The organism is Pleomorphovibrio marinus (assembly GCF_003347495.1).
GTDB lineage: Bacteria > Bacteroidota > Bacteroidia > Cytophagales > Cyclobacteriaceae > Pleomorphovibrio > Pleomorphovibrio marinus.
Window position 1 is genome coordinate 138,491 of the sequence record NZ_QCXY01000010.1, and the last position, 15,136, is coordinate 153,626.

Here is a 15,136-nt window from a genome sequence, read left to right on the forward strand (position 1 = left end):
AAGTAATTTAATTGTCCCAGAAATCAAAATCAAGCAAGTAGATAGATTTTAGCTTTCGCCTTGTCCAACAAAACTTCTCAGGTTCTCTTACTCCCAAGGCTGAATCTCGAAGGCATTGGTGATGCCTAACAAGTGCATCTTTATTATTGATTAGAAGTGGGTGTTAACATTTTTCGCAAAATGAATGGGATTTTGCCAGCTGTTTCAAAGCAACTACAAAAAAAATGCCCAAGGGATAATTCCCCTGGGCTTTTGATATTTGGCAGTTAAAATTATTGCGAAACTATTACTTTCTTCTGTTCCACCACTCCGTCTTTCGAGATGACCCTCACGAGATACACCCCACTTTTGAGATTAGCCAGAGAAAGGGAATAGGCCCCTTTTTCAAAGATCATGTCTTCCCTGTTGAAGTTCTGTACTAACTGGCCCGACATGGTATAGACCAAAACTCCCATTTCTGGCAATTCTCTATGAGTTTCAATGAATAGTTGGTCTTTAGCAGGGTTGGGATAAAACCTCACGCCCTCATTTTTAGGTTTAGCTGAATTGGCATCTAAATTCACAGTGGTTACTTCCAACTCTTCTCCCAAGACTCTCAAATTACTTCCAGCGTTGTTGTTACTGTCCTCGGATAATACGGCGATGCCAGAAATTAATGCATTATTCGCTGAGGCAGAAAAATCAATGTTGAGAGTACCGTCATTAACGGTAATATTTTCAAACCGAAGCTCTACACCTTTATTTTGGTTTTTAGCATAAATGTCGAAATTGGAGACCACTTTATTCCCTTCGATCATGATATCAAAAACCCTTCTTCCTGGACCACTATCCCCGATCAACACACCAAAATAGCTTTCGCAGTGATAAGTAATCACCGTGTATTTTCCATTTGGAACAGGTATGGCATATCCCATTTGCCTTGCATACCGGTGCGTGTAGAATAATTCATGGACACCTGTCACAAAATTACTTGCAGGAAGCGATCCCGATGAAAAATAATTCGACTCAAAATCAGACTCGAATAATTCGTTTCCAAAACTGGATTCATTTCTACTTCCAGCATTGATAAATATGCCAGGGAAGTTAGAAGAACCTCTTTTTTCTATAGCACTTCCATCGGATACTATGCTAATTCCCGAGATAGTGGCATTGTTGGCTATTGCCCTTAAATCGAGATCTAATTTACCGTCGTTTACCTGGATATCCTCAAATGTCAATACCGTTTCCCTATTTTGATTTTCAACAAAAATATCAAATGCAGGTTTTACCAATTCACCTTCTAAAGATATGTCAAACACCCTCCTGCCTGGCTGAGCAGATGGACCCGAGCGACCAAAAAACACTTCGTTGTGGAACGTCTGCACCGTATAGGTGCCATTTGGGACATCTATGGAATAGGTAAGTCTGACTCCAAACCTTTCCTTTTGGAAAATGGGTTCGTTACTTGCATATTCATGACGGGCAAGCGTTGATTGACTCCTCGGCCTGGTTCCTGATTCCTCCCCATCAAACTTCACTCCCTCAAAAACCACCTCATCGGTTCCTCCTACGCTAATATGCTTTCTGAAAGTGCCTCCACTGGGGGGTGTATTATTAGAAGGTACATCCTCCTCATCTTTAAATATCCCAATTCCAGAAATATTGGCATTGTTTGCACTTGCAGTCAATTGTATGGAAAGCCTACCATTCGTAACCCTTACCTTTTCAAAGTCCAATACTATAGGGTTATTTTGATTTTCACGATAAATATCAAAATCGGACCTCACTGTTGTCCCTTGAATAGCAATGTTGAACACCCGTTGCCCATTGCTAGCAGGAACTGATGCTCCGAAATAGTCTTCAATGTGGTAGGTTCTGACCAAATATTCTCCGTTGGGTACATCTACGGAAATATTCATATTGGATCCGAACATTGAGGTCTGGAAAAGAGGCTCCCCATTGATTTGTGGATTTCTGCTAAAGCTCTGACCACTAGTACTCAAAGGTGAGCTGCCCAAGGGGGTAAACTGATTGCCTTGATAAGCAACCTGGTTTGATTCATTTCCCAAATTCACGAAAATAGGTAAATCTGCCCCGCCTGAGCCTCCGGAAGAGGATCCAGACCCTGAATCATCTACAGGTGCCGCTGCGACGGTCAGTGAAATTGGTTCTGAAGTCTTTACCATATTACCACCGGAGTAAAGCCGAGCCGAAATAGTATGGCTCCCTGATGGGATATCCTGCCAATTGACGGCATAGGGGCTATTTTGAGATTCTCCAATAAGTTCATTGCCTACGTAATAAGCCACTTTCTGAACCCCATTTCCAGAAACCTCTGATTCTAAACTCAGATTCGCACCAGCTTCGAGATTAGAAGTGGTGCTTGGGGTGATTAGCTTAATGGAAAAAGGATCCTGTTCCTCTACATTTCCCCCAGACTTATTAATGAGTACAATGGATTTGAAAGGATCTAATGAAACGGATCCCGAAACCTGTCTTTTGGATAAATCCATAAATTCCCCTGCCAATGAAATACTCCTTTTACTGCCATTTCTGTTGTATTCAAAAACGAAGACTTCCTTCGGGTCTGTGAATTGCACATCAGCCTCTGCGACTTCTAAGTCGTCCACCCAATAAGTGAAATTATTATCTTCTGTATCTACCATCAAATTAGCAGCATCCACATCCGCATAGGGAGAAAATACAGCTTCATATTCCTCTTCCGAGGTGGATAAATTAAAAGTGACCCTCTTGGAGACTGTTTGCCAAGGAGACTGTGAATACCTAAGATATAACTGTACTGAACCTGATTTACTGCCTTTGGCTTTAAACTTTACCAAATAATTCTTCTCTTTGGATATCCTACCCATCGAAATCGCCATGGTATTGCCATTTGTACTATTGACTCTTAAACTACCACCACTTAGAACGCCCGATACCCAAGAACAAGTGGAACAATTAATCCCATCAATATTTCGGTCGAATGTCGAGTTTCGGAATATTCTTTCTATAATTGATCTTACCTCAAATCCCTTTATATCAAAATCCGCAAACGAGGAACTCCGGTCCTTACCAAATTGGCTTCTCCAATTATTCAGGTCGGTATGGCTAGATTGTGTATTCCCATTTCCATCTACATAGCGGTAAAACAAGGAATGCCCATCCCCCAAAGGCCTAGAAATTCTATTGTTATCAAAATTACCCATGCTTGAAATGTCATTTTTCAAAGTGGTAATTGAGTAAGTGTTTTGGTCAGGAAATTCTGATATTAAAGTGTTATTTGTGACATTAAGGTTCCTCACATCCGCACCTCTTGAATTATTGTCAACCAAGACCTGAAAGCCAGCTCCAAAAATAATATTGTCCCTGACGACAATATTCCTGTTGTTCGCCATTTTTACGCCGCTGTTTGCTGTCCGAGCAATAGTGTTCCCGATCACTTCAACACCATTGGTATTATCATCTAAAAACACCCCCTCCGCCTTGGGTTTAGCGTTTACAGGTCCGGGAGGTGCCCCATCTTTTGCCCCAATACCATCCAAAATTATATTATCAATTACTTTCCTGCCTGTCATGTTTCTGTTGCTGTTTCCGACATAGGCATAAATCCCACCACCGTCGTCTTTTACGAAACAGAAATTCTGTACGTAGTTATTTTTAACTACTGTATTGTTGCCCCCGAAATAAATCCCGTTGAAACCGGTGTGCAAAACCTCATTATTTTCTACAAGATTGCCATCTCCAATGGCCAAAATCCCCATTCCGTTTAAATCCCCGTTTTTTCCTCTTCCGGGTACATAATAGGTATGGTGTACTTTATTGCCAATTATTTTGTTTCCCCCATCCCCATGCCGAAGTGAAATTCCATTATTATAACTGTAGTTTACTTCCGAATTATTGATTTCCAAATCCTCAACATTATAGGAATTTATGCCATTATTTCCTGAAAACTCCAACTTACTCGATTTGATCTGTACGCCTCTTCCGCTTCTTAAAAATACTAAATCATCATTAGACCCTCTTAAATTCAAGTTTTCGATCAACACAAAACTCGATCCGTTGTCCTTTCTAATCAAGTGATCTAAAGTAGATACCTCCACTTTATAATTTTGGGGGTTGTTTGATCCAAAAAACACATTCATCCTTCTGCGTGAAGGGTTGTAATACCATTCGCCAAATCTATCCAAAGTCTGGAGGTGATTCTGGATGAAAAACCCGTATCCCCGCCTAGGAGGAGTATTGCCCCCTGAGGCAGAAGCATAATGAAGGGTGTTGCCAGAGTGTGAGTTGATGCGATGAATGTCAGTTATCCAATCATTTTTCCGGATCACCACGTCCCCTCCTGAGAAGTTAGTAGGTGCACCCAAGCTATTACCTGTAACAGAACTATTGCCCCCGTGGGAATCTATCCTTACGTACCCTCCATTGGATGCGTTACTATTGGGAAATCTCCCTAATTCCTGAGGTTCACCGTTGATCAAAACAACCTTAACCTGATTTGAATTTACTTGGCTGGAAGATTCGAACCTTCCATTTCCAATCGAGTTCCAGCCCCTTAATTCTACAAACGAAGTAATTATTGGCATGTTTCCAGAACCGTAGGCCCCAATTTTTATGGGGTTGCCACTATTTCCTGAAGCATTAATGTTTATTGAACCGTAAAAGACGTCCCCTCTCCTAAACAATACCTGATCGCCAGGCCTTAAGGAAGAAAATATACTGTTTAACTTATCAATGCTTCTCCAAGGGGTACTTGGATTTTGTGCCTGTCCTGAACTCCTCGAATCATCTCCTATTTCGGAACTGAAATAATAGGTTGCTGCCTCGGCATAGGCAAACAACAAAAACAGGATTAAGAAAGAAGTGAGTTTTGTTAAAGTTGTTTTCATAGAAAACTTTAATTTTAGTTGGTGGTATACTGTTATAAATAGGGCAATAGAATTCAACTCCCGATAAATTATCGGTAAATGAATAAGGATTGAACTGGATGGATAGAATACTACCCATTCCATTTAAACTAAGCTGTTAATTTTTAAGGAAGTACTAGTTGGTTTCTTAGGGTAATTAAGTTAACCTACACCAACCTTGGTAAAGATTGTGCCACAATTCACATATTCAAGGAAGCAACCAATCCCTTGGCTATTCCCAGTCCCTTGAATAAATCATGAAAACCTTCACCACGTGTTTTGTATGTGCTTTTAGGTATTTTAAGCACTTAAAAATGCATTTAAAATGTCAGAATAGCAAATCTTTTAAAAGTTAAAGATTCAAAAAAAGGATGCAGGGTTTGAATCTTCACTTTTCCATCTTTACAAGTACCTGTTCAGCAAACCTCCACAATGTGTGGATTAATTACACAAAATTGATTTTTACTAAGAAAATATGCTTTCATTATCATTACAATCACAAAAATAATTTCAAGTTCAGACCCAATTCATTCCCTAATTCAAAACTGATAAGCGATCTCCCACCTTTACTTCCCCCTTTTCATAAGCTACTAAATTCTGTCCAAAAAGAACCTTTTTATCATTATTCCTATAAGTAGCCAGGGTCCTTAGGGGTTCCTTACCCTTCTGCCCATTGCTAGGGTCAACGGTTGTCACCACACACCTTGCGCACGGCTTGGTAACCCTAAAGGTTATCCCCCCGATACTTATCTCCTTCCAATGGTCCTCCAAGAATGGGCTTGCCTCGGAAAAAACCAAATTAGGCCTAAACCTTTCCATGCCAACCGGAGTAGAAAGTCTGCTGTTTAAGTCATCTAGGGATGACTGCCCAATGATTAGGAATGGCATGGCATCGGCAAAACTCACTTGTTCGATTTGATCCCTGTATTTTTCACCAAACTTTCTATCCGTTTGCTCCGTCATATGCACCAACTCACATTTCAAACCTAGCATCTCTGAAAACCACTGGTTTACCTCCCCTCCAAAAGTGAAGGCATTTACCTCATCCTCCCATACCCTTACTACCTTTCTATCTGCCTTTTCGGCAGAGAAAGGCAGCAACATGGATTCCTTAGGATGGTGCTTATGAAAAACCTTCACCCCTTCCGTAGTGAGGTCGGTCTGAAGCAAAACCATATGGGAAGTTTTTCTCTGAGTCATAAAATCCCCATTTTTATCCACAAGCATCCACCTGCGGTCATGAACAAACCCCTTCTCCAACACCTTGGCCGATTCCACTCGGATTCCACCCAATGATTTGATGGGATAGATATATATATCTTTTATTTGCATGTGCGTTTTTGACTAAATGGCAACCTTTTTCTGCACTATCTAACACCGCCTAATTCAAAAGAGTGCTGTCAGATCAGGTTGAATGCTGACAAATTTTCTGCCAATCTGGCACTTATTTCGACCCAGACCCACTTGGCACATTGGTTGATAAGCTATTACTGATTTAAAAATCGGTAAATAATTTAAGACTAAAAATACATTTACATTAGTTATGGGAAAGATTATTGGTATAGACTTGGGTACGACCAATTCCTGCGTTGCCGTAATGGAAGGAAGTGAGCCCGTAGTGATTCAGAATAGTGAAGGGCGTAGGACTACCCCCTCCATTGTGGCGTTTTTAGATAATGGAAACGGAGAAAGAAAAGCAGGGGATCCTGCAAAAAGACAGGCTATCACCAATCCTGCAAATACCATTTCTTCCGTGAAGAGATTCATGGGGAAAAAATTCTCTGAAATTTCCGAAGAGAAAAAACATGCTTCTTATAAGGTAGAGCAAGGCCCCAATGACACGGTGACCATCAAGATCGGGGACAGGGCTTATACTCCGCAAGAGATTTCTGCCATGATCCTCCAAAAGATGAAATCGACCGCTGAGGATTTCCTGGGGCAAGAGGTGACGGAGGCCGTAATTACGGTACCTGCCTACTTCAATGACTCCGAAAGACAAGCCACAAAAGAGGCGGGTCAAATTGCGGGCCTGGAGGTAAAACGTATCATCAACGAGCCTACAGCTGCTGCATTGGCATATGGACTGGATAAAAAGAACCAGGACATGAAAATCGCCGTCTATGACCTGGGCGGAGGTACATTTGACATTTCGATACTGGAACTTGGAGACGGTGTGTTTGAAGTGAAATCCACCAATGGTGACGTACACCTAGGGGGGGATGACTTTGACCAGGTGATCATCAACTGGCTCGCCGATGAGTTCAAGGCCGAGGAAGAAATTGATCTCAGAAAAGACCCTATGGCTCTGCAGCGACTTAAGGAAGCGGCAGAAAAAGCAAAAATCGAAATTTCAAGCTCTTCGAGTACGGAAATCAACCTACCTTATATTACTGCTACTCAATCTGGACCAAAGCACTTGGTCAGAACATTATCCAGGGCGAAGTTCGAACAGCTTTCCGACGATCTGATCAGGAGATCCCTGGAGCCTGTTAAAAAGGCCATGAGCGATGCCGGACTATCCCCCTCTGATATCGATGAGGTGATCTTGGTGGGAGGTTCTACAAGAATCCCTAAGATTCAAGAAGAAGTGGAAAAGTTTTTCGGGAAGAAACCCTCAAAAGGGGTGAATCCTGACGAAGTAGTTGCCATAGGTGCTGCCATCCAAGGAGGTGTACTTACCGGTGAGGTAAAAGACGTGCTACTGTTGGACGTGACGCCACTTTCCTTAGGTATAGAAACCATGGGAGGGGTATTTACCAAACTCATTGAGTCCAATACTACCATACCCACCAAAAAATCCGAGGTTTTCAGTACCGCCGCAGACAACCAGCCAGCCGTGGATATACATGTGCTGCAAGGCGAGCGGTCCATGGCCAAGGATAACCGAGCAATAGGTAGGTTTCAGTTGACCGATATTCCGCCTGCACCAAGGGGGGTACCCCAAATCGAGGTTACCTTCGATATTGATGCAAATGGTATATTGAATGTCTCCGCGAAAGACAAAGGTACAGGTAAGGAACAAAAGATTAAGATAGAAGCTTCTTCCGGACTTTCCCAGGATGAAATCGACAGAATGAAGAAGGAGGCGGAAGCCAATGCTGCAACAGATAAGGCAGAAAAAGAAAAAATAGACAAACTAAATCAGGCCGACGGATTGATCTTCCAAACTGAAAAGCAACTTAAGGAGTATGGAGAGAAGCTTTCTGAAGGAAACAAAACCGCTATTACCGGTGCATTGGATAAACTGAAGGCAGCTCATCAGTCTCAGGATTTAGCTGGAATTGATGCAGGAATAGAAGCAGTGAACACAGCTTGGGGCGCAGCTTCCCAGGAAATCTACAGTGCCTCCCAAGGAGATGCTGAGGGTCAGCCAGGAGGAGCAGGTCCAGAATCAGGTGCCAGCGAATCAGGCACTGGTGATGGCGTCTCGGATGTGGATTACGAAGAAGTAAATGAAGAGGACAAAAAATAACAGTGTTCTTCATGACATTAGACAATAAAGTTAACGGCGTTTCCATACAATGGAAATGCCGTTCTTTTTTGTCGGCTGGCAGCAATCGGTTGATAGCAAAAACTTCTGACCAGATTATTAGTTTAGGGTATTTTACATTTAAGAGGGGGACATTATGCAACTAACTTCTGAAAACAAACTTAAAAAAGTGATAATAGTAGGTGACAGGCTCCTGATAAAACTCAAAAAGCCTGACCAAAAAACATCCAGTGGTTTATATCTTCCTCCAGGGGTCCAAGAAAAAGAAAAGGTCCAGCAAGGCTACATCATAAAAGCTGGCCCAGGATACCCCATCCCTCTTCCCGTGGAAGACGACGAACCTTGGAAGGATCATTCTGAAAACGTGAAATACATCCCATTGCAAGCGAAAGAAGGGGATCTTGCCGTATTCCTACTCAATGGAGCCTATGAAGTAATTTACGAGGGGGAAAAATATTACATTGTTCCTCAAAATGCCGTCCTCATGCTTGAAAGGGAAGAAGACCTGTAGGCCTTTATCACTCAAGTGTCCTATTTGAAACCACCATGACTCATCATGGTGGTTTTTTTTGTTACTTGGTGTTTTTTATAACCTTACCTAGTTTTATCAAAAAATTTAAAATTTATATATATTTGTATTTTAATTTTGTTTTACGCATTTTTATAGAATTAAAATTTATAAATAATGGGTTCTTAGTTCATATTTGAACCTCATAGTCAAATAATATTATATTAAATTTCTTGATTATTTTTCATAAAAATAGGTATTGGGGTATTTTTTTAACCTATTTTTACCAATATGTTTGAATATATCGAATTTTCCGTTTATTTTTGATCCATCAATTCGCCTATTCATTAAAACAAATAAAATTCTGTTTTTGAATAAGGTGAAATTAACATCAAAATCTTAAAAAACTATGAAACACTCTAACATTCCGACTTTATCAAAAGGGCTAATCGCCTTTTCTATGATTTTTTTGTTGGCTACAATGCCAGCGTTTTCACAGGACGATGACAAGTTCAGCTTCGATGTTACCTTAAACTCGGATCAGTTCTTCGGGTTCTACCCGTTTTTTACTGGTGCGTACAGTCTATCAGAAACCACTGCATTTACCTTCTATGGTATCCTTTGGTCTGGTGGTACTGGTGGCGGATGGGGAAACTGGACAGAGTTTGGTGCTGGGTTTGATTTTTCGCCAGCGGATGGCTTCAATATCAATCCCCAAATCGGTGTACTTGGTGGCAACCTGCTATCCTCCGGGACAGAAGGCCCACCCATTTTTGGAGACGGCATCGTACCTAACATCACCATCAACCTGGATAAAACCAGTGTGGAAGGGGAGTTTTATTTGGGATACTATGCACCTCTTAGGGATGAAGCTCCAGCGGGAGGTACGACATTGTCCTATCTACACTACTGGGCAAATTTCGGTGTGAAGGCCAGTGATTTCTTTTCGCTTGGCTTGCACTATGAGCAACTGACCAACACCGGTGGTTCTGAAGTTCCTGAAGCTACAGATGTATATCAATGGCTTGGCCCCTATGTACAGTTTTCGACTCCTTCTGGTGCTTTTGCAAGATTCTCCGCTGGAGGGGATCTGGTAGAAGGAAACGATTCTTTCTTTAAACTGACTACCGGCTTTAGCTTCTAAAAAACGAATATTTGATTCTAGGTTTTACTAGCTTAACAAAAAGCCGCCAGGTATTTTTCCTGGCGGCTTTTTCTATGCTTTTTGGAGCAGTGCAAATTCCTTTGCAAAATAACTAAGGATGATATTAGCACCTGCACGCTTGATGGCCAGCAGGCTCTCCAACATGGCCCTCTGCCCATCCAGCCACCCCTTGTCGTCTGCGGCTTTAATCATACTGTATTCTCCACTTACATTGTAGGCAGATATCGGTAAGTCAAAATTGTCCCTTAAAAGTTTTATTACGTCCAGATACGCCAAGGCTGGTTTTACCATAAGGAAATCCGCACCTTCTCCCACGTCCAACTCTGCTTCCATCAATGCTTCTTTCAGGTTGGCAGGATCCATCTGGTAGGTTTTCTTGTCACCGGATTTAGGGGCAGAATCCAACGCGTCGCGAAAGGGATTATAAAATGCACTGGCATATTTGGCGGTATAAGACATAATGGAAACTTCCTTGAACCCATTCTCATCCAATAAAGACCGGAGGTATCCCACCCGTCCATCCATCATGTCTGATGGACCGATTATATCGGCTCCGGCACTGGCTTGTGCCAAAGTCATTTTCCCCAAGATTGCCAGCGTCTCATCATTCAGGATTTTTCCATCCTCGACCAATCCGTCATGGCCATCCGAACTGTAGGGATCCATCGCAACATCAGTCATCACACAAGCCTCTGGATATTGGCGCTTCACCTCCCGAATGGCCTTGAGGTAAAATGTATCCGGATTATAACTTTCAGTGGCATATTTGTCCTTCTTGCTTTCTGGGTAAGCGGGGAAGATATCAAAAGCCTTGATTCCCATGTTCAGGCATTCTTCCACTTCCCTTAAGAGCAAATCAGTGGAAAACCTATAGATTCCAGGCATGGAAGCCACTTCCACCTTTTGGTTTACCCCGTCAATCAAAAACAGGGGAAAAATAAAATCCTTCACCGAGAGTCGGGTTTCTTCCACCATATCCCGGATTACAGCTGACTTACGGTTTCTTCTTGGTCTTCTTAGCATGGTTCAGTTGATAACTTTTCGGTTTCCTGAGCTAAAATTACCAAAAACCCCCAAGAAATGTAGTTTACTAAAAGTTAATTTGGGCCTGCAACCTAAGAAGACTGCCTTTTTGTCGGTTTTCCGGGTTTCTGGAATTTTCAAATGTCCGGTCGGACATGGTGTACATTGCCACCAGCTCGAAATGGGGATTCGGCTGCCATTCCAGTCCAATTTCAAGTTCTTTAACCCTGTGCTTCATGGCATCAAACTCATGTTTCTTTCCCCCATTATAGTAGTGGTACCTGGTGAAAGGAATAAACACATCCTTACCTGTCCTTAAAAAATAATTGGCCATCACATATCCTCCTTCCAAGGGTTTATCCTCAACGTCCATGGTTTCGGGGTTAAATTCCGGCCCCCTGCCCCAGTTAAATTCAGCTTGGATCCCAAATGGTTGTGGATACAGCACAAAGGTAGGCCCATACCTGTATTCCCTGAACTCGGTCTGATCCGTATCGGTTCTCATTTGCCTATCAATCACAAACTTACCGGTATATCCCTGAAAGGAACCTTCAATGATTTGTCCATTCGAGAATTCATGCGGATATGTCAATCTGGACACCACGTGAAGGGAATTGTTCCGTTCCGGCTGATTGGCGGTTTGACCATTAAAGAGCCCCAATGCAAATACCCCATAATCTCCGGAGCCCTTCAACCCTGAAGAAACCAGGTACCTGAACCTTTTCCTTATCTCCGCCGGTGCATAATAGAACATCATACCAATATCACGTTCGTTGGCCACAGCACTGTTCAAGCCGTCATTTCTGTCCAAGGGGATTCGGTTTTGACTGGACTGTAGGTTTTCAAACCCAAATGGAACCTTACTCTGCCCTATCCTCAACCTGAACTCCTGCTTCTGGTCTAGGGCTAAGTCAAAATAAGCATCTCTTAACTGGACATAGTTGCCACCTCCGGATGCAAAATCCGGCTGTATGTAAAAATAAATACGCTCATGGATGTCGCCATAAAAGATCATTCTTATCCTTCTGAAGAAAAAACCTCCATCTTCCCCCCAAGAACGGTCACATTGGGCACATTGCAGTTGGGGGTTGGTTTCGAAAAGCCGGTTATAACGGAGCTGGGCATAACCCCTAAGCTGGATCTTGTCTGCCCAATTCCTTATTGGGGCAACCTTTTCCTCCTTTAGGGAATCCTCCCTTAACAAATCTTCATTCAAGGTAGAACCTTGTAAATCTTTGGACATCATCACTCCTGCAAGGATAGCCCAAATGAGTAGTTTTCGCATCACAAAAACCTTAATTAAAATGTAGTAATTCAGCGATGCAAAGGAACATAAGTGATATTGCTCTATGATGTCGCCAATGTTACCTTATTGTTAAATCATTTTTTTCTGGGACTAAATAATGGTGTGTCATCAAGGCATATTTTATAAAATGCAGCGCTACATTAGGGTCATTTGTTCACAATGGAATAAAAAAAATAAAGGCATACCCGAAGTACAATATTATGCAAAAACCTCATCCATAAGCTCCATATTTCAATATCCCTTTGGATATCCTTCCTATAATTCCTATTTTTAGTTTTTAAATTCAAATTTTCACGATGAAAAAGATATCTGTTTTATTCCTGTTTTTTCTTTTTAGTTTCCAAGGCGTTCAGGCACAAATAAGTGCCGGGGTATATCAAAATGCTCAAACTACACAGATAGGAATAGGATCCAATCCAGAAAAACAACTATTCGGAGAGCTGCGTTTACTCGCTGGGGATGTGTATAATCGTTATTTTGGCGCGGAAATAATAGGGCAGTATACCATCAGAAAAAGTGAGAACTATAACCTCTCCGGCGGGATTATGGTGGGTCTGGATGATTTTGAAAACGGCAAGGTGGGTATCCCCATATTGCTGAGCTTGAAACCCTTTGAAAATGTCAGGAATTTTGCGTTTGTTCTTGAAGCCACCCCTTATTATATGCCGGAACTCCTCTATTTCAGAGGAAATATAGGAATCAGGTACACATTCGGGTCTAACTAAACTATTCCTGATTTAATTTGGCAAGTGGGGTAATTCCTGCGCGGGTACTGTCATTGACTTGCACCAAAAGCTCGGCATCCAGCGGGAGAAACACATCCACCCTAGAGCCAAATTTAATAAACCCAAATTCATACCCTTGAGCCACTGGATCGCCTTCTTTTACATAATACTTTATACGCCTGGCCACTGCCCCTGCTATCTGTCTGACCATCAATTGCAAGCCGTTGGCTTGTTCAATAACCATTGAGGTCCTCTCGTTTTCCGTACTGGATTTGGGATGCCAAGCCACCAAGTATTTGCCAGGGTGATATTTGAAATATTTGACCACCCCGGTAATGGGAGACCTGTTTACATGTACATTGATTGGGGACATAAAAATGGAAATCTGTATGCGCTTTTCATTCAGGTATTCCTCTTCCTCGGTAGGTTCGATCACGACAATTTTACCATCAGCAGGTGCATAAACCAGGTTGGGATCATTAGGTATGGGGATGGTGGGGTTCCTGAAAAACTGCAGTACCAGTAGATACAGCACAACACTTCCCAGCAATACCAAATTTAACAAGGTGTCCTGACCCTCCAGGAGTTGATGCAGGCCAAAATTTAGTGCCGCCAAAAAAAACATCATCCAAAACAACAACGTTCTACCTTCCTTGTGTATGCTCATTGTAAAAAGGTTTTTGATAAGTACATAAATTTACCAGAATCATCCAAAGATTAAAAGCCTCCCCTGTAATTATATGTTTTAGCCACCTTGTCTATAGCCACTATATAGGCCGCAATCCTCAAAGGCACCTCATATTTTTGAGAGGTGACATAAACCGAATCAAATGCCTCCTTCATGATCCTGTCAGACCTGCGGTTTACCCGCTCGGCAGTCCACTTGTATCCCAGCCTGTTTTGTACCCATTCAAAATAAGAGACAGTTACTCCTCCGGCATTGGCCAAGATGTCTGGAACTGCCATTATCCCCTTTTGGTTGATTATTTTGTCAGCTTTGAAGGAAGTAGGCCCATTGGCTCCCTCCACGATCAGTTTGGCCTTTACTTTGTCCACGTTTTTGATGGTGATCACATCCTCCACCGCTGCGGGCACCAGCACGTCCACCTGCAGCTCCAAAAGTTCGCCTGGGGAACTTAACTTCTCAGCACCGGAAAAACCCTCCAAAATTCCACCATTCCCATCCCTGTAGGCAATGGCCTCAGAAATGGCTATACCTTTGTCATTGAAATATGCACCGGAAACATCTGATACCGCTATGATTTTCAATCCCCTTTCCTCCAGCAATTGGGCGGCCCAACTCCCAACGTTTCCAAAACCCTGTACGGCACAAGTGGCCTGAAAGGGATTGATCTTCAACTTGGCCATTGCAGACATGGCAGATACCATCACTCCCCTTCCGGTAGCCTCTGTCCTGCCAAGGGAACCCCCAAGCACAAGTGGCTTACCGGTCACTACGGCATTTACAGTCATACCGTGTGCTTTGGAATACTCGTCCATCAGCCAAGCCATTTCCCTAGGGCCTGTGCCCATGTCGGGTGCGGGGATATCCTTATCGGGTCCAAACACATTGATCATGGCCAGGGTATAGGCCCGCACCAACCTTTCGATTTCTCCTTGGGACATCTCCCTGGGATTACACCTCACCCCGCCTTTAGCTCCTCCATAGGGGATATCCACTACAGCGCATTTCCATGTCATCCATGCCGCCAGTGCCTTCACCTCATCCAGGTGCACGTCCGGGGCGAAGCGAATACCTCCTTTTGCCGGACCAAGGATATTGGAATGCACCACCCGCATTCCCTCAAAAACCTTGATCTTGCCATTATCCATGGTAATGGGTACCGAAACAATGACTTGTTTGGCAGGGTTCTTCAATACGTTGTAAACCTCATCGGAAAGGCCCAGCTTTTCCGCAGCGATATTAAAACGCTCCATCATGGATTCCAGTGGGTTCTCCTTGTCTTTAATGGGTGCTGGTTCTATATATGCCATATGATCCTGTTACTTGGTTGCAAAATAATACTTTTAAT

General features: G+C 42.7%; 10 protein-coding genes. 4 read left to right on the forward strand and 6 right to left on the reverse strand.

Annotated features, from left to right (window positions below; genetic code table 11):
- Nucleotides 1-272 precede the first annotated feature (272 nt).
- Together DB520_RS20880 and DB520_RS20885 are read right to left on the reverse strand one after the other, a co-directional pair.
- Complete coding sequence (locus DB520_RS20880) at nucleotides 273-4,868, reverse strand: malectin domain-containing carbohydrate-binding protein (protein ID WP_198675405.1); 4,596 nt, start codon at nucleotides 4,866-4,868, stop codon at nucleotides 273-275.
- A 552-nt stretch (nucleotides 4,869-5,420) separates the two neighbouring features.
- Nucleotides 5,421-6,218, reverse strand: a complete 798-nt coding sequence (locus DB520_RS20885; RefSeq protein WP_114751721.1) for an MOSC domain-containing protein — start codon at nucleotides 6,216-6,218, stop codon at nucleotides 5,421-5,423.
- Nucleotides 6,219-6,429: 211 nt separating this feature from the next.
- Here DB520_RS20885 and dnaK point away from each other — a divergent pair, with 211 nt between their 5' ends.
- The 3 genes from dnaK (at nucleotide 6,430) to DB520_RS20900 (ending at nucleotide 10,028) form a co-directional block, all read left to right on the forward strand.
- Nucleotides 6,430-8,358, forward strand: a complete 1,929-nt coding sequence (gene dnaK / locus DB520_RS20890) for a molecular chaperone DnaK (RefSeq protein ID WP_114751722.1) — start codon at nucleotides 6,430-6,432, stop codon at nucleotides 8,356-8,358.
- A gap of 154 nt (nucleotides 8,359-8,512) precedes the next feature.
- Nucleotides 8,513-8,887 carry a co-chaperone GroES gene (locus tag DB520_RS20895; protein ID WP_114751723.1) on the forward strand — a complete coding sequence of 125 codons (375 nt, stop codon included), beginning with the start codon at nucleotides 8,513-8,515 and terminating at the stop codon, nucleotides 8,885-8,887.
- A 406-nt stretch (nucleotides 8,888-9,293) separates the two neighbouring features.
- Entirely contained in the window at nucleotides 9,294-10,028 is a 735-nt protein-coding gene (locus DB520_RS20900) for a DUF6733 family protein (protein WP_114751724.1), read from the forward strand.
- A gap of 72 nt (nucleotides 10,029-10,100) precedes the next feature.
- Here the strand turns inward: DB520_RS20900 and hemB are convergent, their stop codons facing one another.
- Together hemB and DB520_RS20910 are read right to left on the reverse strand one after the other, a co-directional pair.
- Nucleotides 10,101-11,072: a porphobilinogen synthase gene (gene hemB / locus DB520_RS20905; protein WP_114751725.1), complete on the reverse strand. Its 972-nt coding sequence runs from the start codon at nucleotides 11,070-11,072 to the stop codon at nucleotides 10,101-10,103.
- A 67-nt stretch (nucleotides 11,073-11,139) separates the two neighbouring features.
- The gene (locus tag DB520_RS20910) at nucleotides 11,140-12,357 is read right to left on the reverse strand and encodes a porin (protein ID WP_198675406.1); all 1,218 of its coding nucleotides are present in this window, start codon (nucleotides 12,355-12,357) and stop codon (nucleotides 11,140-11,142) included.
- Between the two features lie 317 nt (nucleotides 12,358-12,674).
- On the opposite strand from DB520_RS20910, the gene DB520_RS20915 reads away from it, so the two are divergent.
- Complete coding sequence (locus DB520_RS20915; protein ID WP_114751726.1) at nucleotides 12,675-13,103, forward strand: hypothetical protein; 429 nt, start codon at nucleotides 12,675-12,677, stop codon at nucleotides 13,101-13,103.
- 1 nt (nucleotide 13,104) lies between these two features.
- Here the strand turns inward: DB520_RS20915 and DB520_RS20920 are convergent, their stop codons facing one another.
- Nucleotides 13,105-13,770, reverse strand: a complete 666-nt coding sequence (locus DB520_RS20920; RefSeq protein ID WP_114751727.1) for a phosphatidylserine decarboxylase family protein — start codon at nucleotides 13,768-13,770, stop codon at nucleotides 13,105-13,107.
- Between the two features lie 50 nt (nucleotides 13,771-13,820).
- Entirely contained in the window at nucleotides 13,821-15,098 is a 1,278-nt protein-coding gene (locus tag DB520_RS20925; protein ID WP_114751728.1) for a Glu/Leu/Phe/Val family dehydrogenase, read from the reverse strand.
- Nucleotides 15,099-15,136 lie beyond the last annotated feature (38 nt).

Excerpts from the sequence above, each read along its gene's own strand:
- DB520_RS20880 (WP_198675405.1), bottom strand. The coding sequence starts at position 4,868 with ATGAAAACAACTTTAACAAAACTCACTTCTTTCTTAATCCTGTTTTTG.
- DB520_RS20885 (WP_114751721.1), bottom strand. The coding sequence starts at position 6,218 with ATGCAAATAAAAGATATATATATCTATCCCATCAAATCATTGGGTGGA.
- dnaK (WP_114751722.1), top strand. The coding sequence starts at position 6,430 with ATGGGAAAGATTATTGGTATAGACTTGGGTACGACCAATTCCTGCGTT.
- DB520_RS20895 (WP_114751723.1), top strand. The coding sequence starts at position 8,513 with ATGCAACTAACTTCTGAAAACAAACTTAAAAAAGTGATAATAGTAGGT.
- DB520_RS20900 (WP_114751724.1), top strand. The coding sequence starts at position 9,294 with ATGAAACACTCTAACATTCCGACTTTATCAAAAGGGCTAATCGCCTTT.
- hemB (WP_114751725.1), bottom strand. The coding sequence starts at position 11,072 with ATGCTAAGAAGACCAAGAAGAAACCGTAAGTCAGCTGTAATCCGGGAT.
- DB520_RS20910 (WP_198675406.1), bottom strand. The coding sequence starts at position 12,357 with ATGCGAAAACTACTCATTTGGGCTATCCTTGCAGGAGTGATGATGTCC.
- DB520_RS20915 (WP_114751726.1), top strand. The coding sequence starts at position 12,675 with ATGAAAAAGATATCTGTTTTATTCCTGTTTTTTCTTTTTAGTTTCCAA.
- DB520_RS20920 (WP_114751727.1), bottom strand. The coding sequence starts at position 13,770 with ATGAGCATACACAAGGAAGGTAGAACGTTGTTGTTTTGGATGATGTTT.
- DB520_RS20925 (WP_114751728.1), bottom strand. The coding sequence starts at position 15,098 with ATGGCATATATAGAACCAGCACCCATTAAAGACAAGGAGAACCCACTG.